Source organism: Desmonostoc vinosum (assembly GCF_059505385.1).
Genome location: NZ_JCACKM010000040.1, coordinates 23,644 through 45,147, shown reverse-complemented (window position 1 = coordinate 45,147; position 21,504 = coordinate 23,644). Strand labels below are relative to the sequence as shown.

General features: G+C 41.2%; 24 protein-coding genes, 1 tRNA gene and 1 pseudogene. 12 read left to right on the top strand and 14 right to left on the bottom strand.

The genetic code is table 11. From position 1 onward, the window contains the following. The first annotated feature begins 499 nt into the window (after nt 1-499). The 5 genes from AC5JMF_RS06805 (at nt 500) to AC5JMF_RS06785 (ending at nt 6,320) form a co-directional block, all read left to right on the top strand. Nucleotides 500-1,147 (top strand): RNA polymerase sigma factor, encoded by a 648-nt coding sequence (locus tag AC5JMF_RS06805; protein ID WP_495794940.1) that lies wholly within the window; start codon nt 500-502, stop codon nt 1,145-1,147. Between the two features lie 154 nt (nt 1,148-1,301). Continuing rightward, complete coding sequence (locus AC5JMF_RS06800; protein ID WP_495794939.1) at nt 1,302-1,970, top strand: hypothetical protein; 669 nt, start codon at nt 1,302-1,304, stop codon at nt 1,968-1,970. Nucleotides 1,971-2,363: 393 nt separating this feature from the next. After that, nucleotides 2,364-2,795 carry a DUF4915 domain-containing protein gene (locus AC5JMF_RS06795; RefSeq protein WP_495794938.1) on the top strand — a complete coding sequence of 144 codons (432 nt, stop codon included), beginning with the start codon at nt 2,364-2,366 and terminating at the stop codon, nt 2,793-2,795. 283 nt (nt 2,796-3,078) lie between these two features. Then, entirely contained in the window at nt 3,079-5,757 is a 2,679-nt protein-coding gene (locus AC5JMF_RS06790) for a choice-of-anchor Q domain-containing protein (protein WP_495794937.1), read from the top strand. Nucleotides 5,758-5,885: 128 nt separating this feature from the next. Further along, a complete protein-coding gene (locus tag AC5JMF_RS06785; protein WP_495794936.1) occupies nt 5,886-6,320 on the top strand; it encodes an MAPEG family protein in 435 nt (144 codons plus the stop codon). A gap of 35 nt (nt 6,321-6,355) precedes the next feature. Here AC5JMF_RS06785 and AC5JMF_RS06780 read toward each other — a convergent pair whose 3' ends face one another. The 6 genes and pseudogenes from AC5JMF_RS06780 to ruvB form a co-directional block, all read right to left on the bottom strand. Further along, complete coding sequence (locus AC5JMF_RS06780) at nt 6,356-7,297, bottom strand: carbohydrate ABC transporter permease (protein ID WP_495794935.1); 942 nt, start codon at nt 7,295-7,297, stop codon at nt 6,356-6,358. Between the two features lie 513 nt (nt 7,298-7,810). Beyond that, nucleotides 7,811-9,073, bottom strand: a complete 1,263-nt coding sequence (locus AC5JMF_RS06775) for a S41 family peptidase (RefSeq protein WP_495794949.1) — start codon at nt 9,071-9,073, stop codon at nt 7,811-7,813. Between the two features lie 57 nt (nt 9,074-9,130). Then, nucleotides 9,131-9,667: pseudogene (locus tag AC5JMF_RS06770) on the bottom strand (S1 family peptidase); the annotation flags it as partial. A gap of 361 nt (nt 9,668-10,028) precedes the next feature. Continuing rightward, nucleotides 10,029-10,259: a DUF433 domain-containing protein gene (locus tag AC5JMF_RS06765; protein WP_495794948.1), complete on the bottom strand. Its 231-nt coding sequence runs from the start codon at nt 10,257-10,259 to the stop codon at nt 10,029-10,031. Between the two features lie 154 nt (nt 10,260-10,413). Then, nucleotides 10,414-11,220 carry a tetratricopeptide repeat protein gene (locus AC5JMF_RS06760; protein ID WP_495794934.1) on the bottom strand — a complete coding sequence of 269 codons (807 nt, stop codon included), beginning with the start codon at nt 11,218-11,220 and terminating at the stop codon, nt 10,414-10,416. A 141-nt stretch (nt 11,221-11,361) separates the two neighbouring features. Next, on the bottom strand, nt 11,362-12,465 hold the full coding sequence (gene ruvB, locus AC5JMF_RS06755; protein WP_495794933.1) for a Holliday junction branch migration DNA helicase RuvB: 1,104 nt from the start codon (nt 12,463-12,465) through the stop codon (nt 11,362-11,364). Nucleotides 12,466-12,661: 196 nt separating this feature from the next. Here ruvB and hisF point away from each other — a divergent pair, with 196 nt between their 5' ends. The 3 genes from hisF to AC5JMF_RS06740 all read left to right on the top strand — a co-directional run bounded on the left by hisF (nt 12,662) and on the right by AC5JMF_RS06740 (nt 13,943). Then, entirely contained in the window at nt 12,662-13,435 is a 774-nt protein-coding gene (hisF, locus tag AC5JMF_RS06750) for an imidazole glycerol phosphate synthase subunit HisF (protein ID WP_495794932.1), read from the top strand. A 99-nt stretch (nt 13,436-13,534) separates the two neighbouring features. Next, nucleotides 13,535-13,726 (top strand): hypothetical protein, encoded by a 192-nt coding sequence (locus tag AC5JMF_RS06745; RefSeq protein ID WP_495794931.1) that lies wholly within the window; start codon nt 13,535-13,537, stop codon nt 13,724-13,726. 144 nt (nt 13,727-13,870) lie between these two features. After that, a tRNA-Ala gene (locus tag AC5JMF_RS06740) sits at nt 13,871-13,943 on the top strand. A 260-nt stretch (nt 13,944-14,203) separates the two neighbouring features. Here AC5JMF_RS06740 and AC5JMF_RS06735 read toward each other — a convergent pair. Both AC5JMF_RS06735 and AC5JMF_RS06730 read right to left on the bottom strand, forming a co-directional pair. Continuing rightward, on the bottom strand, nt 14,204-14,752 hold the full coding sequence (locus AC5JMF_RS06735) for a bluetail domain-containing putative surface protein (protein ID WP_495794947.1): 549 nt from the start codon (nt 14,750-14,752) through the stop codon (nt 14,204-14,206). A 63-nt stretch (nt 14,753-14,815) separates the two neighbouring features. Then, a complete protein-coding gene (locus tag AC5JMF_RS06730; protein WP_495794930.1) occupies nt 14,816-16,024 on the bottom strand; it encodes an RNA-guided endonuclease InsQ/TnpB family protein in 1,209 nt (402 codons plus the stop codon). 81 nt (nt 16,025-16,105) lie between these two features. Between AC5JMF_RS06730 and tnpA the strand changes: the two genes are divergently transcribed. Further along, entirely contained in the window at nt 16,106-16,510 is a 405-nt protein-coding gene (tnpA, locus tag AC5JMF_RS06725) for an IS200/IS605 family transposase (protein ID WP_495794929.1), read from the top strand. Nucleotides 16,511-16,602: 92 nt separating this feature from the next. Here the strand turns inward: tnpA and AC5JMF_RS06720 are convergent, their stop codons facing one another. Then, on the bottom strand, nt 16,603-17,583 hold the full coding sequence (locus AC5JMF_RS06720; RefSeq protein WP_495794928.1) for a hypothetical protein: 981 nt from the start codon (nt 17,581-17,583) through the stop codon (nt 16,603-16,605). A gap of 265 nt (nt 17,584-17,848) precedes the next feature. Between AC5JMF_RS06720 and AC5JMF_RS06715 the strand changes: the two genes are divergently transcribed. After that, the gene (locus tag AC5JMF_RS06715) at nt 17,849-17,974 is read left to right on the top strand and encodes a hypothetical protein (protein ID WP_495794927.1); all 126 of its coding nucleotides are present in this window, start codon (nt 17,849-17,851) and stop codon (nt 17,972-17,974) included. Between the two features lie 30 nt (nt 17,975-18,004). Here AC5JMF_RS06715 and AC5JMF_RS06710 read toward each other — a convergent pair whose 3' ends face one another. The 3 genes from AC5JMF_RS06710 to AC5JMF_RS06700 form a co-directional block, all read right to left on the bottom strand. Then, complete coding sequence (locus AC5JMF_RS06710) at nt 18,005-18,187, bottom strand: hypothetical protein (protein WP_495794926.1); 183 nt, start codon at nt 18,185-18,187, stop codon at nt 18,005-18,007. A gap of 166 nt (nt 18,188-18,353) precedes the next feature. Continuing rightward, complete coding sequence (locus tag AC5JMF_RS06705; protein ID WP_495794925.1) at nt 18,354-18,746, bottom strand: hypothetical protein; 393 nt, start codon at nt 18,744-18,746, stop codon at nt 18,354-18,356. 12 nt (nt 18,747-18,758) lie between these two features. Further along, entirely contained in the window at nt 18,759-18,884 is a 126-nt protein-coding gene (locus AC5JMF_RS06700) for a hypothetical protein (protein WP_495794924.1), read from the bottom strand. 113 nt (nt 18,885-18,997) lie between these two features. On the opposite strand from AC5JMF_RS06700, the gene AC5JMF_RS06695 reads away from it, so the two are divergent. Further along, on the top strand, nt 18,998-19,507 hold the full coding sequence (locus tag AC5JMF_RS06695; protein ID WP_495794923.1) for a hypothetical protein: 510 nt from the start codon (nt 18,998-19,000) through the stop codon (nt 19,505-19,507). A 9-nt stretch (nt 19,508-19,516) separates the two neighbouring features. Here the strand turns inward: AC5JMF_RS06695 and AC5JMF_RS06690 are convergent, their stop codons facing one another. Then, on the bottom strand, nt 19,517-19,888 hold the full coding sequence (locus AC5JMF_RS06690; RefSeq protein ID WP_495794922.1) for a hypothetical protein: 372 nt from the start codon (nt 19,886-19,888) through the stop codon (nt 19,517-19,519). 214 nt (nt 19,889-20,102) lie between these two features. Then, complete coding sequence (locus AC5JMF_RS06685; protein ID WP_495794921.1) at nt 20,103-20,534, bottom strand: nucleoside deaminase; 432 nt, start codon at nt 20,532-20,534, stop codon at nt 20,103-20,105. Nucleotides 20,535-20,548: 14 nt separating this feature from the next. On the opposite strand from AC5JMF_RS06685, the gene AC5JMF_RS06680 reads away from it, so the two are divergent. Continuing rightward, nucleotides 20,549-21,472: a nucleoside hydrolase gene (locus tag AC5JMF_RS06680; RefSeq protein WP_495794920.1), complete on the top strand. Its 924-nt coding sequence runs from the start codon at nt 20,549-20,551 to the stop codon at nt 21,470-21,472. Nucleotides 21,473-21,504 lie beyond the last annotated feature (32 nt).

Here is a 21,504-nt window from a genome sequence, read left to right as displayed (position 1 = left end):
TGTAGACCCGCCACCAGCTAGCACTTCCACTAATAGATGTGGTTTTCGCCAAGCAATAAAACAAAACAAGTTCGCTGAATGCAAGTCGCTCAGTACAAGTAACTGTTAGACCACGAGAATATTCTGAAGTTTCATGCATTAGGTAAAAATTTTTAAGTTTGAGTGATGATAAGCTGTTCCATATAAAGCTGCATATCCGAAACGTTTATCTCACTTTACTAAAAATACTGGCTATCTAACCAGTAAAAACTATCTGACGGCAATAGAATAAACAAGCAAATTTATGTTTATTTAGCAATATATGCGAATCCTATTTGATTTTTGAGAAAATCGGTACATCCCGATAAGGCTTTCTTTCCCTCCTACTCCTTACTTACTACTATCAACTTGCACAAGTTAGTTCAAAAATGCAAGCGAACTGCCATAGCATTGCTAAATATTTGATTTGTAAATGCTGTAATGCCTGACGCATAGTGTCCAACGGAGGAGGGTGTGTCACATGATATCAAAACAGCAATCAGAGTGTTATTATCTAGAACTTTTGTGCGATTCTTGTTATCGTCAAAAACTGGAAAAGATTGCTCGTAAATATACCAGAGGTACAGGCTTATCTTGGGAAGATGCTGTGCAGGCGGCTCATTTAAAAGTTCTTCAGGTTATTCAAGATGCAAAATTTAGGCAAGGAGGAATTGAACAGTTTTTTGCTTGGGTGGTTGTTGTAACCAAATATGAGATTCTAGATTTTGTTCGTAAAGAAAGTTTGCGGAACTGCCAGAGTTTAGATTGCAGTATCCCTGGAACAGACATTACTTTGTTAGATACGATTCCTGATGAATTCAATACTTTGGAAGCAACAGAACGCGCAGATTTAGTTGTCAAAGCTATAGAAGCAATTTACCAACTTCATCAAAGCCATCCTCAGCAACAATATCTCCAACTGTGGCTAGAGAAGGTTGATGGAAAAACCCAAACTCAAATTGCTGCCAAACTGGGAGTCAGCCAGAGTGAAATCTCCAAACGATGGCAGGAACTTGTCGGGCGTATTGCCCAGATGTTAGGATTATTAGAATTTGAAGATGTGAAGCAACAAAACCAAAAACTTCATCAACAAAATAAAAGACGCGATCGCTCTACACAACAGTGGTAGTTGAATAACTTCTAAATTTCTTTTTGCTGCAATTTGTAAAGATTACCACAAATTGTGATATTCGCAGGCACTGATTCGTTAATTAATATTGTACAGATGCAAACCTACATAGAATTTCAACTAGTCATTCATCCCTATCGGGAAGTAGAAATCTATGCGTGTAAACTTGAGTAACAGGCAAGGGGGTAACATACTAATTCCGCAACCCGGAGAAATTTGGGAAGTGAATCGAATAGTGCAAAGTCCTTTAGAGTTCTCAAGTCAAGAGCAACAAAAATTATACTCTGCTTCGGTGCAAAGCTTTTTAGCAGGTAAATCTCCACCACGTTATGTGATGATTGTCAAAGAGCCTGTTGCAACTGTAGAAAAACACGAACAGTGGCTAATTGTTTCTGTAATGTTTTTATCTGTAAACACAGATTTTCTGAGTGATGTAGATTTGCTAATTCCCGCCACAATCTCTGGGGTAGAGCAAGATTTGTTAGCAGAGACTTGGCACATAATTCCGGCTTTGGTTTGTAATTTACTACACCCAGTTGGCAAAATATTATCGCGGCAAATTTACGACCTTTTGCTAACAGTTGGAGACTACAATCACGGCTTAGTTAATGAACTACCAAAAATATCAGAAATCCTTAGTTTAGGGTTAACTAATAGTAGCTTATCTACTACAAATAACTCAAAAATCCAAGATTTTCATGAACAAGAGAAAGTATGGAGTGATATTTTGACAGTGCCAGTAGCAGCTTATCATACTTACTTAAAGAGTATGAAACTAGCAAATACAGTTATAGATGAGTTATTGCGTCTAGAACAAGAATAGACTTCTTGCAAAAGTCATTCTTTTTGCGTTCTTCTTTGCGCGGCAGTCGCTACAACGCTTAGACAGCCGCGTGGACGGGTTTCTCGCGCCACTGATACCGTTGGCGAATTCTCTAAATAGCTAAATAGCTAAACTGAACCGATTAGTTCAGCAATAAAACAATTGAGAACTTTCTGAGCAGTTTTATAACCTTAGAGGGATGACTTATATTTATTTATTAAATTTTTGATAAACTTCCCTTAGATACCAAGTATTTAGACGTAATATTACTAATACTACTAATAAGTAAAAATTACAGATTAGTTGGGTGCTGTCTGTGCAGATTTCCATTGCAGTAGTAATGGAAGCTGTTTTATGTTGTCAAAAAATTATTAATGAATTCAAAGCCTTTGTATGGAAAGTTTTTTGCCCCGCAGTAACCCCATACCCTCTTCTAATACGCCCAAACTGGAGATTGCTTACTCACCGCACTTTGTTTCTTGGCTGCAAACCCAGCTTCTTAGTCTAGCTTTCACTACTTATCAAACCAACCGCTTATTTTTCATCGGTTGCAATTCCCAAGGGCTAGTGGTTGCCAAAGAGCAACTGTTTGATAAACCAATGGGTATGTATGCATCAAATAGCAGATTATGTTTTAGCACACATGATCAAATTTGGCGCTTTGATAATTTGCTAACACGAGGGGAGATATATCAGCGAAGTGTAGATGCGTTCGCGGAGCGCGTTGCCCTGAGCTTGCTGTTGGTGCAGCTTTTGGTAGAGAAGTGGCTTGTCGTTAAACATCGTCTTTACATCCCTCCACAGTATACACCACTGGCGACCTAAATGTCCACATGTCGTCTTGGACAATACAGAAAAAGTTATATTTTGCCTCGCCACCATTAGCAACGACTACGGTTTTGTTTCCCTGTGGCAGCCGCTCTTGATCTCGAAAGTTGGCGACTGAAGAGCGTTGTCACCTCAACGGGTTAGCGATGCACGACGGCAAACCCGCGCATATCACTTGTAGCGCTACTGATACCGCCGTTGGATAGCGCGATCGCCAGGTAAAAAGCGGCATTGTCATTCTTATCAATACCAAGTTATTTACCAAAGGAAACTAATCATTATGGCAACTTACACGGTGACCAATACTAATGACAGTGGTGCAGATTCCTTGCGGCAGGCAATTCTGGATGCCAATGCCAACGCTGGAGCCGACACCATCACCTTTGCGGGCAGCATTTTCACCGACAGCACCCCCGATACCATCACCCTCACGGGTGGACAACTCTTGGTTACAGACAGTGTGACCATTAGCGGAACCGGAGCCAACCTACTCACCATCAATGGCAATAATGCGTCTCGCGTCTTCCAGTTCGGCGGAGGTGGTAGCAACACCTATAACCTTTCGGGCGTAACCATCACTGGAGGAAACGGTGTCGGTAATTCCACTGGCTTTGGTGGTGGGATTTTAATGGAGGATGGGGACGATACCCTGAACATCGATAGCACTGTAATCACCGGAAATACAGCTAGCAGTGGAGGTACTAATGGCGGTGGTCTGTTCTTATCGTTTGGAACGTTGAACCTCACCAATAGCACCGTCAGCAACAATACTGCTGGCTTTGGAGGCGGGATGGGGCTGCTAAACGTCAATGCTAGCTTGAGCAACGTAACTGTAAGCAGCAACAGCGACAACAATGGAGGAGGTATTATCCATTTTGCCGATGGCACTGGAGCGACCAGCAGTCTAAGCTTAACCAATGTCACCATCGCCAATAACAGCGCTGCTTTTGGCTCAGGATTGAGAAACAGCAGTCAAAATGGTGCCGTTAGTGCCGTCACCCGATACAGCAACAGCATCTTTGCCAACAATACAGGGTCGGCAAACATAGTAAATGGCAACCTTGCGGGCAGTACGGGGGCGCAAGTACAATCGCTGGGCTACAACATCAACAGCGATGGCAGCGGCAACCTCACTGCTACTGGTGACCTAAGTAACACCAATCCCCTGCTGGGTTCTCTGCAAAATAACGGGGGTTCCACTCCTACCCATGCGCTCCTACCCGGTAGCCCAGCCATTGGTGCAGGCAACACTACTCTCACCACCGACCAGCGTGGCATTACCCGTCCCCAAGGTGCTTTTGATGACATAGGAGCTTTCGAGTTAGAAAACGCCGCTCCCACAAATCTGGTGTTAAATCCGAGCAGTATTCCAGAAAATTCGCCCATCAACACCGTTGTTGGCAGCTTTGTCACCACAGACCCCAACGGTACGGATATCTACACTTATACCTTTGTCGGTGGCGCTAGCTACCCCGACAATAGCCTCTTTACCATTGATGGCAGCCAACTCAAAGCCAATGCTGCCTTCGACTTCGAGTCCGACAACAGCTACACCATCAAAGTTAAAACCTCTGACCAGGATGGCTTGTTCTATGAGAAGGAACTGACCATCAACGTCACCAATGTCAACGAGACACCTACCAACCTAGCGCTGAACAACACTAGCGTAGCTGAGAACTCTTCAGTGAGTACCGTCGTTGGGACGTTTTCAACCACCGACCCCGACACAGGCGACACCTTCACCTACAGCTTAGTCGTTGGAAATGGCGATGCTGATAATGATGCCTTCATTGTTGATGGCAATCAACTCAAAATCAAAGCTTCTCCCAATTTTGAAACTCAATCGAGTTACAACATTAGAGTTAAAACCACCGACGCTAGTGGACTATCTTACCAAAAGGCATTAACTATCACTGTCAATGACCTTGATATCCCCACCAGGCTGACAACAAAGAATGATGATATCTTTAACATTACAGGTGACGATACCAAAGCCACACTCCAAGTCACTCTCACAGGACGCAATTCTAATCAAGTCAATGAACTGGGAGTATTTATTGTTGACGATGCTACTGGTAAAATTAATGGTATCGCTCCAGGTGAGGCTGGTTACACCCAAGCTGCTTTAGACCGCGCTCAGGTAATTTTCTCTACTATTACCAATGTCCCCAATGGTTTTAATATTAGTAATCTAACACGCTTAGTAGAATTGAATTCCGGCGACAACCTGAGATTTTATTTAGTCAAAAATAGTACAACAGATGCTGTCGTCGCTGGAGTTACCCCGGTTACAGAAGTCTTGCTGTCCAATACAGCGACACAAAAAGTAACTAGTTTGGGTAATGATGAGTTTACTTTGGCTTGGGAAGATGGTACTGGCACTACTGACTTCCAGAATTTGGTAGTAAAGATTCAGGGTACTAATCAATCTTTACCTGTGGGTACAAATTTGCAAGGCAATTCACAAGCAGAACTGATTGATTTACGCAGTGAGACACAATTGGTAAAAGCTGATTTTGTCGTCAACAGAGAAGCAACTTTTGATAACTTTATAGGATTTTATCAGATAACCGATGAAAATGGTGGGATTGACATTGATGGCGATCGCAATGCAGATATTCTCCCCGGACAGGCTGGTTATACTCAAGCGGCTGTGCGTGGGCGTATTGCAGGTATTGACCTGACAGTTAGTAACCAAGGTACGGCTACTTTCACTGGTACTTTTCAACCTGGTGGCATCTTTGCACCATTTATGATTGCTGATGGTAGACCCGATGCCATTTTAGATAGTAGTACTAATAACGACCCGGCGGTTTACTTCTCATTTTTGGGTGCTAATTCTGACAAAGTTGACCATATTCGCCTGCTGGGAGATAACATCTTCGCTTTTGAGGATTTAGCAAATGGTGGTGACAAAGATTTTAACGATGTAATTGTGCAGGCAACTCTCATGATTTGACGCAGACAAAAGAAAATAGTTATTGCAACATGCAAGTGTACCCATTCGGGGACTAGAAGATTGAAGCAAGGAAGTTTATATTATCCTTTAATCTGAAAAACAACTTGACATTAAATCGAATTTGAGAGATGGAAATAACGCAAGACGCAATTTTTAGTCCTTTTTTTGCAACAGTATTTCTGACATTCATAGTTTGGGTATATATGTATATCCGCCGGATCAGTTTCATCACAAATAGAAAAATCCGTTCAGAGGATCTTGCTGTACCAGGCACATTAGCGCAGATATCACCACCAAACGTATCCAATCCCTCAGATAACCTCAAGAATCTATTTGAGGTTCCAGTACTTTTTTATGCACTCGTTTTATACCTGTTCGTTACCAAGCAAGTAGATACAGTGTATGTCAACGCTGCGTGGGTTTTCGTTGTATTTCGAGCATTGCATAGCGTTGTTCACTGTACATTCAATTTAATTATGCTTCGGTTCTACCTCTACCTATTCGCAACGCTTGCGGTGTGGTTCATTGCAATTCGCGCAGCTTTGATTCACTTTGGGTTTTAATTCTTTACGTAATTCGTAGTTAACTTCTTAAGATTTTACAACCGACCGTCAATATTATCACCTCCCTGCTGATTAATAGCTAAGCGTAAAACTGATAATCCTAAAATTATCAAAAATAGCACTAAACCAATTGTACAAGCATAGCTGATTGCTAAGTTGTCAAATGCTTGTTCATACAAATAGAAGACAATAGTTTTGGAATTATTCAGTGGTTGTCCTTTAGTCATGATAAAGACTTCTTCAAACACTTTAGTGGCAGAAATAGCAGAAATTACTGCTACAAGTGCGAGATATGGCTTCATCAAAGGTACAGTAATATCCAAATGTTTGCGGATACCATCAGAACCATCAATTGCTGCGGCTTCGTACACATCAGCAGGAATTGATTGTAATCCTGCTAAATAAATCACCATGTAATAACCGAGTCCTTTCCAGACAGTGACAACCATGACGCTAGCCAGAGAAATCGGTACAATGCCAAAAAGTTTAATTGGTGGATTATCAGTTAACCAAGGAATACCTTCAGCAGCAATACCAAAAGTTTTGAGGAGTTGATTGAGTAAACCATTTTCTGCATACAGCCATTTCCAAGCTATACCTGCAACTACTATGGAAATTATGACTGGAGTATAATACGCGGCTCTAAACCAATTCATCCCCCGCAGTTTCTGATTGACTAAAATTGCTAATCCTAGAGGAGCAATTACCAAAATTGGTACCGCACCGACAAGATAGATAAAAGTGTTTTGTAATGTTTTCCAAAACACTGCATCTTGCCAAAGCTTGAGAAAGTTTGTCAAACCTATCCATTGCGGCGGCTGAGTAATATCTTCGTAGCTAGTGAAGCTCAAGTAAAATGCTTGCAATGCGGGATAAAAGACGGTTAAACCTAATAACAATAATGCAGGTAGTAAAAATAAATAGGGAGTTAATTGGTGTTTAAGTAAAATCCAATTTTTAGGGGTGAATCGATTCATGTAGCGTGTCAAGCCTTAAATATTGCAAAAAAAGGTTCCTAGTTGGGCTGTCTTTGCTTTCGGTGTGACATGACTTTAATTATGCGATCGCATAATTAAAGCTTACTTTAGCACTGTTCGCGGGGCTTTCCCGGAGGATAGCACAACTATGAACCTTATATGGAATATCTCTACACTTTACCACGAGCGATCGCAATTACAATTGCTCCTCTTCTTCATCCAGCCAAATTTCTGCTAATAGTGTTAAGCCAATCAGCCAAAGAAAACAAAAGGTTGTAAACAAGATTATTCCAGTCATTGCTTTTAACTCCTTGAGCTAAGCAAAGAACTATCTTTAATTTATCGATATTTTCATGCAATTAAAAGCATCTCTACACAAAGCGTAATAAAAATAGGCATTTGGAAGTATATTTTCATTACTCTATTTGGAGTTAATAATCATTAAAATTCCATTTCCGTATCCTGATGTTCCTATCTCTTTATGTCAGCCTACATCATAGGTCTTCAACCAGTTTACTTGGCAGCAATTTGTTTACCTAAAGTTTCCACTGCTTTAATAAATTGAGGATCTAGCAAAGTACCAATTTTTTCCTGTTGATTAGCCCACAAATCCTGTTTTTGCTCATTACTTAGATTTACAATCACATCTGGAGTAATCCCCTGTTTTTCAATATTTTTACCTTTGGGTGTATAGTACTTAGCAATTGTTACTGCTAATCCTGAACCATCTTCTAAAGGACGTAATGATTGCACAGTAGCTTTGCCAAAAGTCCGACTACCTACTAAAACAGCACGTTTATTATCTTGTAAAGCACCTGAAAGTATTTCAGTAGCACTAGAGCTGGCATTATCTACTAATATTACCAAGGGTTTATTGGTTAAAGCACGTCCATTTGCTACTTCTTTTTCTGTTTCACCTTTGCGGTCAACGGTAGAAACAATAGTACCTTGATTTAGCCACATGCGGGCTATTTCTATACTGGAATACAATAAACCACCAGGGTTGCCACGCAGATCTAAAATATATCCAGCAACTCGCTTATTTTCTAAATCTTTGATTGCATTTTGCATTTCTTTGCCAGCATTTGCACTAAATTGCTTAAGGCGAATATAGCCCAAATTCCCCACTGGAGTTTGCTGTTGATTGTAGCGCACTGGTTTAATTTCAATCCGCGTTCGTTTGATAGCAAACTGTTTGATTTGACCATTACGCTGAATTGTCAAGTTGACTGTCGTTCCTGGTTCACCTCGAATTAAAGATACCGCCTGATTGGTATCCATTCCTTGTGTACTTTTCCCATTTATCTTGAGGATGGTATCTTTAGCTAAAATTCCAGCCTTAAAAGCTGGTGTATCTTCAATTGGGACAATTACAAACAGCTGTTTTGTTTTTTCATCTTGTCCGATAGTGATACCGACACCTATTAGTTCTCCAGAATTATCTACCTGCGTTTTCTTAAATTCTGCTGGCTCCATAAAATAGGTGTATGGATCGTCGAGCTTTTTCACCATCTCCTTGATAGATTGGTAAGCTTGTTGTTTATTACTGTAAGACTTGTTTAAATATTCTTTACGGACAGCTTGCCAATCTGTTTTGTTAAAAGTATCGTCTATGTATTGACGGTTGATTAGTTGCCAAACTTCATCTATCAATTCTTTAGAATTGTCTAATCTAGCAGCAGTGGAAACTGGTGACGTGGGTCTTGGTTGTCCAGTAGTTGCTGACTGTATTGGTGTAGCTGGTTTTACTGAGGCGAGTCTTGTATATGTATTGATAGGTATACCTAAAAAATCCGTTGTTTCAGTTCTGACATCTATCCTCGCTTGTCCATGAATTCCTAATAAGCGTCCTTGTTCATCCAATACAGGGCCGCCACTCATCCCTGGTTTAATGGGGGTGCTAAATACCAAGGAGTATTCATCCTTGGGCTTTTGCACAACTCTAGTAATAATTTGTGGTATAATTACATACTCACGAGTCACGCTCACAGCATCTGGATCAGCCCACCCAGAAATATATGCTGTCGTCCCAGCAGTTAACTGATCTAAATATAAATCTGCTTTGCGGTAGTTTTCTGTACTGGTAAATTGTAATTCGGCTAAATCAAGATTACCAATACGTTTCATAGCGCTACGACTAACTTGGTAAGTCTTGCCGTCATAGGTTTGGAGAGTGTAATTTCCTCCGGGTGCAACTACGTGCCAGTTAGTTAAAACAGTATAAGTATTGCTTTGGCGGTTAATAATTACCCCAGAACCAGTATTAGCCCCATCGATCCGAACCGTCACCTGTTGGGCTATGCTATTTACCGATGCTGGTAAGGCGATCGCAATTTCAACTTGCACTAATGGTATAACAGCAGTACCCATCAGACCAACAATTGCATGGAAGCGGGATGATAATAAATTCATAACCATAAAACAGCGGCCGTAGCTGGCGAGCATTGCCATAAATTTAGGAATATAGGCTGAATTATGCCAGATCTAGAGCCGGAAGTGAAATCAGCGATCGCAGTATATAGAGAAGGGACACCAGCTATACACATCTAATCGGCAAAATACGCACCCTAGATTGGGCTTGGTCAACAGTGTAGACCTCTTGCAAAAGTTCTTCTTTGCGTTCTCTTCTCTGCGCCTCTGCGCGACGAACACTTTGCTCAACGGGGGGAACCCCCGCACGCAAGTGTCCTCCTCTGCGTGAGACAAAAAATATTTATATCAATCAAAATTTTCATGTGCTTACAAGAGGAACTTCAATCTCTTGGGCCCGCCACGCAGCATAAGCAAGTGCCTCATAGATATCGGCTTCTTCTAAGTAAGGATACGCACTTAGAATCTCACTATTACTGTGTCCAGATGCTATTAAGCCGACGATAGTACCAACAGTAATACGCATCCCCCTGATACAGGGTTTGCCACCCATCACTTGTGCATTACGGTTAATTCTGGTGAGATTTTGCACGACTGTTACCTCACGGGAGATAGGAAAATTATTAGATAATAGCAGGTCAGTCATCCTTGTGAGAGACTTTACCTAGACGCTTACGGGCTTCTTGCTTGATAGCTTCTATATCTGTTACTCCCCACTCCCCACTCCCTGTCTTTCTTAAGAGTACCTACTGTAATTTCAAGAACTTATCCAAAGCTGTCACCAAGCTAGGAGGCCAACGACGAATATTCGCCACCCAATCGAGGTCTTTATAGCGTGTATCGAGTCCATAAGCTGCCACCCAATTGCTTTCAGCTTCACCTTGTTTACCATTTACCCAATAAGCAGCGGTGAGGGCGGCGCGCATATCAGCAAATTTGGGATATTTGCGGACGATGTTCCGCATCTGTTTGATAGCCTTGTCTATTTGGCCAGTTTCATAAAGTGCTATGGCATAGTTAGCACGGGCAAAAGCAAAATTTGGTGCTATGTCTGTAGATTTTTGATAATCTGCGATCGCATCTTGCCATTTGCCCAAACCTGCTTTGGCATTGCCGCGATTATTATAAGCCATCGCATCGTTGGGATCTAGTTCTAAGACATGATTATAATCGGCGATCGCGTCTTGCCATTTACCCAACCCTTCCAAAGCTGCACCACGATTCAAATAAGGATCGGTGACATTAGGGGCTAGTTCTATAGCTTTGTTATAGTCTGCTAGGGCTTCTTGTAACTTATTCTGACTGACACGCGAGTTTCCTCGATTACTCCAAGCCCCAGCATTCGTAGGAAATTGCTCAATAATCTTTGTCCAGTACTTTTCAGCTGTGGCAAAATCACCTTTATTTGTCGCTGCAAACGCTTGATTTGCTAACTCATCCCCTTGTTTTAACTGCTCTTGAGTAATATTAGGCTGTTGAGATTGTGCCATGACTGGTGTAGCCCAGCCAAACGCAAGTAACATACAAAGAAAAATACTAATTATTTTAATCATTTTGGGGAATGGGGGTACTGGGGAATTGGGAATGGGCAAGAGGACGCGGGGACGAGGGGACGCGGAGACGCGGAGAAAATTTCTCCCTCATCCCCCTCATCTCCCTCATCCCCCTCATCTCCCTCATCCCTCTACCTTAAATCAAGGCAGTAACGACAACTGTTCATTGGGAGGGATGAAGCCTAAATGCTTGTATGCTGCTTTGGTAGCGGTTCTGCCGCGAGGTGTGCGGCTGAGGTAGCCAATTTGCATCAGGTAAGGTTCATAGACTTCTTCGATTGTCTGGGTATCTTCACCTGTAGCAGCAGCAATTGTTTCCAATCCCACTGGCCCACCATTGAATTGCTCAATTATTACACTGAGCATTCGACGGTCTGTCCAATCTAAACCACATGGATCTACTTGGAATAGTTGCAATGCTTCAGAAGCGACAGTTTCGTCTATCTCTGCACATACTTTTACTTCCGCATAATCACGCACTCGTTTAAGTAATCTATTTGCTATTCTTGGTGTTCCACGCGATCGCTTGGCAATTTCTGTAGCACCATTATCAGTGATGGGGGTTTGGAGTAATTGAGCGCTTCGCAGTACAATCTTACTTAGTTCTGGAACTTCATAAAAGCGCAGTTTTTGAATTAAACCAAAGCGATCGCGCAGTGGAGAAGTCAGCGCTCCTACACGAGTTGTAGCTCCTACCAAGGTAAACTTTGACAGCGGTAAACTTCTCATGCGGGCACTCGAACCTTTACCAATAGTTATATCTAAGCGATAATCCTCCATCGCTGGGTAGAGAATTTCCTCTGTCATTCTGGAGAGGCGATGAATTTCATCTACAAATAGAATATCCCCAGGTTTCAGATTCACCAATAGTCCTACAATATCTCGTGGACGTTCTAGTGCCGGCGCACTGGTGATTTTGCAACTTACCCCCATTTCCGATGCTAAAATCATCGCCATTGTTGTCTTACCTAATCCTGGAGGTCCATACAGCAGCAAGTGATCTAACACCTCACCCCTAGATTTTGCTGCTTTAATGGCAATATCTAACACATCCTTTAAATCTTTCTGCCCAATGTAATCAGCAAATCGCTGTGGTCGAATACTCTCTTCTTGTTTACCTTGTTCATCAATAGCAGCTTCAGGTTGCAAAATCTTGTCATCGGGTGGTGTTTTTACCGATTCCCGGCGTTGCTTTGGTTGTCCGTTGGGTTCTGGAGGCTGTTTTTTAGAGGAGATGATCGCCATAGTTCAATTTGTAGGGGAGTAAGAAGTGCGGAGGATAAAGTGTTATGTGACTCTTGACAGCTAACTGGCCAGTCACGGAAAGCCATATACACTGCAATAGTTAAGAATAAACACGGGCTAAAATTTTCGTTGGAGAATACACACGTCAATTTAAAATTTAAATTCCGGGCTATTACCGAAAAAATAAAAAGTTATTATGTTATCTAAAAGAATTTTACCGTGCTTAGATGTAAAAGCAGGACGGGTTGTAAAAGGAGTTAATTTTGTAAACCTTCAAGATGCAGGCGATCCGGTTGAATTGGCCAAGGTTTACAACGAAGCCGGTGCGGATGAGTTAGTGTTTCTGGATATTACTGCCACTCATGAAGACCGGGATATTATTTTTGATGTAGTTTACCGCACTGCCGAGCAGGTCTTTATTCCACTAACTGTGGGCGGCGGTATTCAATCCTTAGAAAATGTTAAAGCTTTGTTACGCGCCGGGGCAGACAAGGTTAGTATTAATTCTGCGGCAGTACGCGAACCAGATTTGATTAATCGAGCCAGTGATCGCTTTGGTAATCAGTGCATAGTTATTGCTATTGATGCCAGACGCAGAACTGAATCTCATAATCCAGGCTGGGATGTGTACGTGCGTGGCGGCAGGGAAAACACAGGTTTGGATGCCTTACTGTGGGCACAAGAAGTCGAAAAGCGCGGCGCAGGAGAGCTACTAGTGACAAGTATGGATGCAGACGGCACTCAAGCCGGATACGATCTAAAGTTAACGCGGGCGATCGCTGAAGCTGTAAAAATTCCTGTTATAGCCTCTGGCGGCGCAGGCAATTGTGAACATATCCATGCAGCACTAACTGAGGGTAAAGCCGAAGCTGCACTTTTAGCATCTCTGTTACATTACGGGCAATTAAGCGTAGCAGAAATTAAAAATTATTTGTGCGATCGTCAAGTACCTGTGCGAATGTTTTCTTGAAATGGGTTTTCTGCAACATCCACATCTATCTTTGGCCAGACACACACTCTCCAAAGGGTGTTAATATTAATTTACATCTATTAATAAATATTAAGAAATATGTTGCTTCCTATTTTACTTTTTGATGTGGCACTAGTGGCGTGGTCACTCCACCTAATGGAAAAAGCCTACCAGAGCAAAGAATTTTCCTTCATGTTGGCTGGCACTTTAGTAGCTTTAGCTGCTGCTGCCATGTTAGTAGTTTACTTCTTGATGGGGCATTGTATGACTTATCTATTGCAAGTGTCTTAAAGAGTGCTGAGTGCTGAAGCGCAGTAGCGGGGCTTTGAGCCACGTACTGAGTGCTGAAGAGTAAGCAATAAGTTTTATATTTATTATAGAGAGAGCTTGACAAAGTATTTACTACTTAGAGATAATGAAAGACTGAAATTTTATGGGGTTATAGCTCAGTTGGTAGAGCGCTGCAATGGCATTGCAGAGGTCAGCGGTTCGAACCCGCTTAACTCCACCTGATTAAAGAATTCGTAATTAAAGAATTACCAGATTATGTAAGTGGTCAAAAATGGACTGACTTACAACGACACTATACTCCAGTTGCGATCGCTGAACGTATGCTTGAGCTACTTCCTTTAGAACGGCTACGTCCAGAGGAACGAGTAATTTTGATCCGGCAGCAGGGTCAGGTAGTCTTTTAGATGACTTTTGCTATGCTAATAGCAGTTTTACGTTAAGTTGAGTGTAAGGCGAGATACCCGCCCTACACTCAACTTAAACAATCGCCAATGCACCTAAATTACCGCTGTAACCAGTAATCTCAATGATGGCGTCAGTTGCAGCATTAAATCCATTGGTCGCATCATTAATTACCAAGAATGTTCGCAGATTTTCATCAAATGTACTACCGTTATTTGTTCTCAAGGTGAAGGTTGCCGCTTGATTAGCAACAAGACTAGTATTATCCAACAAAAGTTGAATTCTAGACTCAGTTAGCAGATTAATCTCGCCAAATTGCTCAACATTACGAGCATTTACAGCCTTTGGTGCATCAATCTTATCTACATGAATGTTTAAGTCTTTAATCACATCAAAATTCGCCAGCAACGAATCACTCAAAGACTCAAATATAAACGTATCACGACGATTGCCGCCTGTGAGAATATCGCCACCTGCACCACCAATCAAGGTATCACGACCATTGCCACCAAATAGTTGGTCATTGCCGTCAAAACCTGAAAGTTGATCATTACCATTGCCACCAAAAAGTTGGTCGTAACCATCAAACCCGACAAGGTCATCATTGCCTTTACCACCATAGATGATGTCGTTACCACCTAACCCTAATAGTTCATCGTTGCCATCTTTTCCTTGACACTCCCCGACCTAAAGGTACGGGGATTCTGTAATCTGCCTTGTCACTTGCTTTACCAGGTTTTCACCAAGCAAAGTAGAGGTCACGAGTCCTACAGCGTTACTTCGGGACTGCCCGTCCCTAGCAAGTTTAGCAAGATTCAAAATGTTAATTGCTGCGTTTTCGTCTCTATGAAGACTGCATCCACAACTACATACATGGGTGCGGGTTGATAGAGATTTTTTCACAATCACACCACAATTTGAACATTTTTGTGAGGTGTAATGTGGTGCTACAGCAACTGCTAACTTACCAAATTTACCAGCAAAATACTCAATCCACTGCCTAAACAAATACCAGCCAGCGTCAGAAATTGACTTAGCCAAACAATGGTTTTTGAGTAAATTACGTACCTGTAAGTTTTCATAGGCTACTAAGTCGTTAGACTTGCACACGTTACGCGCTATTCTCTTAGCGTGTTCATTCCGTTGCCTACTTATTCTTAGGTGCTTTCTGGCAAATATAGCTCTAGCCTTTTTACGTCCTAATGAACCTTTTTTCTTTTTGTAAATGCGTCTTTGAGCGTGCTTAACTGATTTTTCAATCTTTTTTAAAAACTTTGGATTAGCCTCTTGATGACCGTTAGAATCGGTGTAAAAACTTTCAATCCCAACATCTAAACCGATTTCATTACCTGTCAATGGCTGAATATCTGAAACTTCGACATCAACACAAAATTGACAGTAGTAACCATCGGCACGGCGTACCAATCTAACACGCTTAATTGACTTAACCGGGTAGGTTTGAATATCCCACTTGCCTAACAATTTCAACTCACCAATACCTTTTTTATCAGTAATGGTAATACGCCGTTTGTTTGAGTTTAGCTTCCATCCTGATGTTTTGTACTCAACTGAGCGGTTATCATGCTGAAATCTCGGATATCCTTTTTTACCGGATACTTTCTTTTTACAATTGTCATAAAACCTTGATATTGCCAACCATGCTCTTTCGGCTGCTGATTGCACAGCCATTGAATTTAAGTTAGCCACAAATTTAAATTCGTTGCGTAGTTCCGTTGAATACTTATTGAGCGCAAATCTATCAATTTTCGACTCTCTTGGCGCATCCATCCAATACCTCAAACACTTATTTCTAATGAATTGAGTTGTTTTGATGGCTTCCTCAATAGCTAAATATTGAAGTTTCTTCGCTTTAATTTTGTATTCTAGAACTAGCAACTTAATCACCTCCTTGTTGTTTATGTATTATGTCGATTATACTATATATTTATACAAACTTACAATAGGTTATTTCGGAAAATGGCAGCTTTTACACCAGATGAATATAGGCATGAGGGGAATGCTATATCATTACTTAACTACCACTTTGTTTTTATCCCTAAACGTAGAAAAAAAGTTTTAGTTAATGAAATAGCGGAACGATTACAGCAAATCATTTGTGATATTTGCAATGAGAACAGATGGCGAATTATTGCAATGGAGATTATGCCCGACCATGTGCATATTTTTTTAAATGCCAAACCAATAGATAATCCTGCTCAAATGATGAACAAAATTAAAGGGAGGGCTAGCCATCACCTGCGAAAAGAATTTCCCGAATTGCTCAAATTACCAACACTGTGGACACCCAGTTATTTTGTATCCACTGCTGGAAACATCAGCACAGAATCGGTAAAACGATATATTGAACAACAACGTGATTGAAAACGTTACAGAGGCGTAAACGCCTTCTAGCAGCTTTCATCCCTTGCCTAAAGTACGGAATACGGCGCTGTGCGCCTGTTCCTCAAGGGTTTTCAGCTAGCCGTCCTTATAAATTGTGTCATTGCCTCAGCATCATAAGTATATTTTATGTTGTAACTGGAGAATAAGACACCTTCAAAGCTTCCCTCCCAATAGTTTTCGGAGATCAGATTGCCTTCAGGATCGTATGTATAATTTAGTGTGGTTCTAACATACAAGCCTCCAGAGTCATTGGCAGTTTCAGAGGTGATGGATATGAGGTTGCCCTCAGCATCGTAGCTATATGTAGAGTTAGTAATTCCACCAGGTCTCTCAAAGGCATTGTATTCAGAAGTATTTGTGAGTCTGCCTTTGGCATCGTAGGTATTGCTGATGAAGGATTCTCCACCCCCTTCATAGGTAGGTTCTGTGTCACTGATTAATAAACTACCGTTAGCATCGTAAGTAATGGTGGTGTTACTGAGAATATTGATTTCGCCAGATGCGTTATCAACAGCAAAGCTACTAGCTATAACTCTACTCTTAGCATCGTAGGTATAGTTGTAGACAAACCCGTTATTAAATTCGCCGTAAGGGCCGTAAGGATCTGATGCTGTCAGATTGCCTTTGTCATCATAGGTATTATAGATACCGTCGGATATTTGCTGGTTATTATCATCATCATAGATAAAATCGAGGAATGATACGAGATTGCTGTTGGCGTCGTAGGTATAGATGCTAGCGTTTTCAGGCTGACCATCTGCATCATCATCAAAGCTTTTGGATAGCAGTTGTCCTTGAGAATTGTAAGTATAAGTATTAATCCTGTCTACAGTACCATCTGCGTTATAGTCACTGGTTTCAGATATCCGGTTGCCTCTAGAATTATAGGCATAGTTTGTAGTTCCATCATTGATGAGGTTATAGGTGATGACTGACTCTGCTATGCCATCACTATCACTGTCAATTCGCTCTGTGATCAGATTGTTTTCGTTAATCTCCTTAAAGATGGAGTTGCTTTGAGTATTGTAGAGATAAATTGTGGTGGATGTCATAATTTTTGTTCATACTTACTCAAATACAATGATGTTAGCTTGTATTCATTTGATGTACTTTTTTACGTAATTATACTTTACGAAGCGATCGCCAATCTTGGAATCATGTATAGCTGTATGGAGTTTAATCACCTTTTGAATAGCATCAGGTGAAGCGAAAACGCATAATTATTACAGCGCTGGTTTTTGTGGACAAGAACCGCAATAGACCTCTTGCAAAAGTCCCAGATGCGTGGGACAAGTAAGTTAGAGTTGGGTAGCATCTATGACCTACGAACAGGTAAAAAGTCTGAAACCAGAAGACTTTAAACGCTTATGTGGCGTACGTCCGGATACTTTTAACCAAATGCTCGAGGTAGTGCGATCGCAACGGCTGAGTAAATCACGTTAGGCGATCGCCGCTATCATTGCAAAAGTGATTTTAAACTGTTTCACCACCACGTTCTATAATTACACCACCCATAGCAAAAAATGTAGCTTGGTCATGTGGAGATGGTTTTTGACTTCCAGATTCATCCAAATATAAAGCAAATTGTTTCATCTTAGTAAAAAAAATAATATAAAAGCATAACAAATCAGGCAGGCGACTGGATGCGCCAGACACCAGCCTGCGGTTTTAACTACAAAATTTTTACTATAGCCAATACTGAGCAATAAAGCTATGCCGTACTGCCTAGCTCAAACCTTTATATATTCAGCTTTGAGCTAGGCGTGAAAATTCGTTGCTTAGTTGTTTCTTACTTCTGCTCAATTGCCTAAAATGAGCCAGATCACTTCACAAGCATTGGAGAATCTACATCTAGAAGCCAATTCTCATCAACAAATTCTAGATTTTCATTATAAACAAGAACCAATTCACCAAGTTTTTGAGCTTTACTACTTACAGTTTTTGTATGATCAACAGTATCAGCTATAAGTGAAAATTTTAGTTTTAAAAAACGTTCAGTGTGAGTAACGCCAATAGAACTGCTAATTAATTCGGCTTCTAGGGTACGAGGCAACGTAATTGTTTCATAGTATTCATCTTGTTCATCCCAGTAGCCGCACACTTGATAATTACATTGTTCAAGATGTTCTTGAACAAGAATATTAGCATCTAAATTTTCTAGTATTTCAGTTAAATCTCGCCAGACTTGATGATTTTTCAATTCGAGCCTTGTCATAGTTATGTGTGTTTAATGTTCTGTTATCAAACCAGGGAAGTGTAATATACCATCAATGAATTTTGCATGAAATCGGCGGTCGCCACCTTTACCTAAAACTTTAGATTTCAAATCGTAGCCTGATTCTTGCGAAGCCACCAACCCAATATTCCCGCGAGGGGAGACTTGCCTTTCTCGATGGCTTTTAAATGTTTACCCTTTTGATCATATTTTAGTTTTTTGCTAAAAACCGTTACGGTGATTTAACAGGAATGGCTGCGGTAATTGTCCGAAATATTAACGAATCAGAGCGAGGAGCTTATGTACACATAACGCTAACACCACAATCAATGCAATACTTTCCTAATGCTGTTGATTGGCTTGTTAGAGACATCAAAAAGCTACGTGGTATTGTTGTTTCTGGTGCTGCCACAAAAGACAAAGCTGATCCCGTTACCTTTCAGGTTCAAGATAGACAAATACTTAAGCAAATGATTGCGACTTGTGGTCAAAAGTATGGATGGGAACTATTTCCATTCAATAAACCTAAAGTAAACGAGTTTTTATTTGACGAAAAATATACCATTGATAACCCATCTACTTGCTCTGTAGCAAAACGTGTTGAAAGTTTAAATTTTGAAGGCAAGAGTGTGGGTAAATGTGTTTTACGGGATGAAACACTTTGTGAAACTTGTGTGTGTAATATTACTGGGCTAGCACAAGGAATTGATAGTTTTGATATCCCAACTATTTTAGGAGTTCTACAGGCTTCATTTGGTTGATAAGAGGTTTCAAATAGCAGTTAGCCAATCTTGCTGATGCAGCCGTAGCCAAGCTTTGCGAATATGCTCAGGCTTGAAGATTTTGCGTTTGCGATCGCTCCACTCATGCACTAAAGCGATCGCCTGTTCGCTATCTTTGGCTGGAGTGGTTTCTTTGATAGCCACCCAGTGGACTGTCGCCAACAATTCCATACCATAGGGAGTTTCGAAACCAGTGATGAGATTGCTAACTCGCTCTAACCGCTTCTGAGCTTCTGGTTCTGTTGATAAAAAAGCTTGTGCTGTTTCTCTGCCTTCTGGTAAAACATAAATTTCGGCACTTTCGGCTTTAGCAGTTCCATCACCATAGCCGCGAATGTAATGCCCCTCAATATGTTTCAAGACATGATTGAGATTATTAGCGTATGGGCCATATTTATGTTTTACTGAATCTCTTATTTAATCGTACTATTTTATTGAATAATAGAGAATCTTTAATAACCATAAACTGTTAACCATGCAGGAAAATCCCCTGTTCCCTATTCCTTCCTTGAGAAGCTATGACTGCGGTTGTCACAACCGCTGCTTTCCCCTTTTCCCTGTTAAGCGTTCCCTCTCACTTGCCAATATCTTCATTCCAAAGTTCAGGATTAGCTTCAATAAATTCACTCATCATCTGTTCGCATTGATCAAGGTTGAGGTCGATTACTTCTACACCGTGGGATACCATAAAATCTTTAGCACCAGAAAAAGTTCTCGATTCTCCAGCGATGACTTTTTTAATCCCAAATTGCACTACAGCCCCAGCGCACAAGTAACATGGCATTAAGGTTGAATAGAGAGTTGTGCCTCTATAACTGCCAATTCTTCCCGCATTACGCAGACAATCAATTTCGGCGTGGGTAACAGGATCACCATCTTGTACGCGCTTGTTATGTCCTTTGCCGAGGATTTCGCCATCCTTGACAAGCACAGAACCAATGGGAATTCCACCCTCTTGCCTGCCTCGTTTAGCTTGAGCGATCGCAACTTCCATAAACTCATCCATGTTAACCTCCTTTTATGTCAAAACAACTCGTATTAATGGATCATGATGGCGGTGTAGATGATTTTCTCGCAATTATGCTATTGCTAACGATGGATCATATCGAACTTCTCGGTGTAGTTGTCACTCCTGCCGATTGTTATCCTCAACCAGCTCTCAGCGCTACCCGGAAAATTCTTGATTTGATGGCATCTTGTCACATCTCGGTTGCAGAAAGCACTGTGCGCGGTATTAACCCGTTTCCTTATCTTTATCGCCGAGATTCGTTTGTGATTGACCATCTTCCCATTCTCAATCAAAGCGAAACCATTAACACACCTTTGGTAGCACAAACAGGTCAAGATTTTATGGTTCGAGTGTTGCGTGAGGCATTGCAACCAGTCACACTCATGGTTACAGGCCCCTTGACGACGGTTGCCGCAGCATTAGAAAAAGCACCAGACATTAGCGCCAAAATTCAAAGAATTGTCTGGATGGGGGGTGCATTAAATGTACCTGGCAATGTCGAAAAAAATTGGGAACCAGGACAAGACGGTTCCGCAGAATGGAATGCTTATTGGGATGCGGTTTCGGCAGCAAGAGTGTGGGAAACGCCGATTGAAATTATCATGTGTCCTTTGGATTTAACTAACAATGTCCCCGTTACATCAGAATTAGTACAAAAAATGGGACGACAACGCCACTATCCCATATCCGATTTAGCCGGACAATGTTATGCATTAGTGATTCCCCAAGATTATTATTTCTGGGATGTGCTAGCAACAGCTTACCTCGGACATCCAGAATTTTATCAATTGCGCGAGTGGGAAACAGAAATTATTACCACAGGTATTAGTCAGGGGCGTACAAAAATAGTCCCTGGTGGTCGTAAAATTTATGCAATGGATCGAGTAGATAAAGAAGCTTTTTATGCCTACATTTTACAGCAGTGGGCACGTTAAATAGTTCGTAATTCGTAATTCGTAATTAATCG

Excerpts from the sequence above, each read along its gene's own strand:
- AC5JMF_RS06805 (WP_495794940.1), top strand. The coding sequence starts at position 500 with ATGATATCAAAACAGCAATCAGAGTGTTATTATCTAGAACTTTTGTGC.
- AC5JMF_RS06800 (WP_495794939.1), top strand. The coding sequence starts at position 1,302 with ATGCGTGTAAACTTGAGTAACAGGCAAGGGGGTAACATACTAATTCCG.
- AC5JMF_RS06795 (WP_495794938.1), top strand. The coding sequence starts at position 2,364 with ATGGAAAGTTTTTTGCCCCGCAGTAACCCCATACCCTCTTCTAATACG.
- AC5JMF_RS06790 (WP_495794937.1), top strand. The coding sequence starts at position 3,079 with ATGGCAACTTACACGGTGACCAATACTAATGACAGTGGTGCAGATTCC.
- AC5JMF_RS06785 (WP_495794936.1), top strand. The coding sequence starts at position 5,886 with ATGGAAATAACGCAAGACGCAATTTTTAGTCCTTTTTTTGCAACAGTA.
- AC5JMF_RS06780 (WP_495794935.1), bottom strand. The coding sequence starts at position 7,297 with ATGAATCGATTCACCCCTAAAAATTGGATTTTACTTAAACACCAATTA.
- AC5JMF_RS06760 (WP_495794934.1), bottom strand. The coding sequence starts at position 11,220 with ATGATTAAAATAATTAGTATTTTTCTTTGTATGTTACTTGCGTTTGGC.
- ruvB (WP_495794933.1), bottom strand. The coding sequence starts at position 12,465 with ATGGCGATCATCTCCTCTAAAAAACAGCCTCCAGAACCCAACGGACAA.
- hisF (WP_495794932.1), top strand. The coding sequence starts at position 12,662 with ATGTTATCTAAAAGAATTTTACCGTGCTTAGATGTAAAAGCAGGACGG.
- AC5JMF_RS06745 (WP_495794931.1), top strand. The coding sequence starts at position 13,535 with ATGTTGCTTCCTATTTTACTTTTTGATGTGGCACTAGTGGCGTGGTCA.
- tnpA (WP_495794929.1), top strand. The coding sequence starts at position 16,106 with ATGGCAGCTTTTACACCAGATGAATATAGGCATGAGGGGAATGCTATA.
- AC5JMF_RS06720 (WP_495794928.1), bottom strand. The coding sequence starts at position 17,583 with ATGACATCCACCACAATTTATCTCTACAATACTCAAAGCAACTCCATC.
- AC5JMF_RS06715 (WP_495794927.1), top strand. The coding sequence starts at position 17,849 with ATGACCTACGAACAGGTAAAAAGTCTGAAACCAGAAGACTTTAAACGC.
- AC5JMF_RS06705 (WP_495794925.1), bottom strand. The coding sequence starts at position 18,746 with ATGACAAGGCTCGAATTGAAAAATCATCAAGTCTGGCGAGATTTAACT.
- AC5JMF_RS06695 (WP_495794923.1), top strand. The coding sequence starts at position 18,998 with ATGGCTGCGGTAATTGTCCGAAATATTAACGAATCAGAGCGAGGAGCT.
- AC5JMF_RS06685 (WP_495794921.1), bottom strand. The coding sequence starts at position 20,534 with ATGGATGAGTTTATGGAAGTTGCGATCGCTCAAGCTAAACGAGGCAGG.
- AC5JMF_RS06680 (WP_495794920.1), top strand. The coding sequence starts at position 20,549 with ATGTCAAAACAACTCGTATTAATGGATCATGATGGCGGTGTAGATGAT.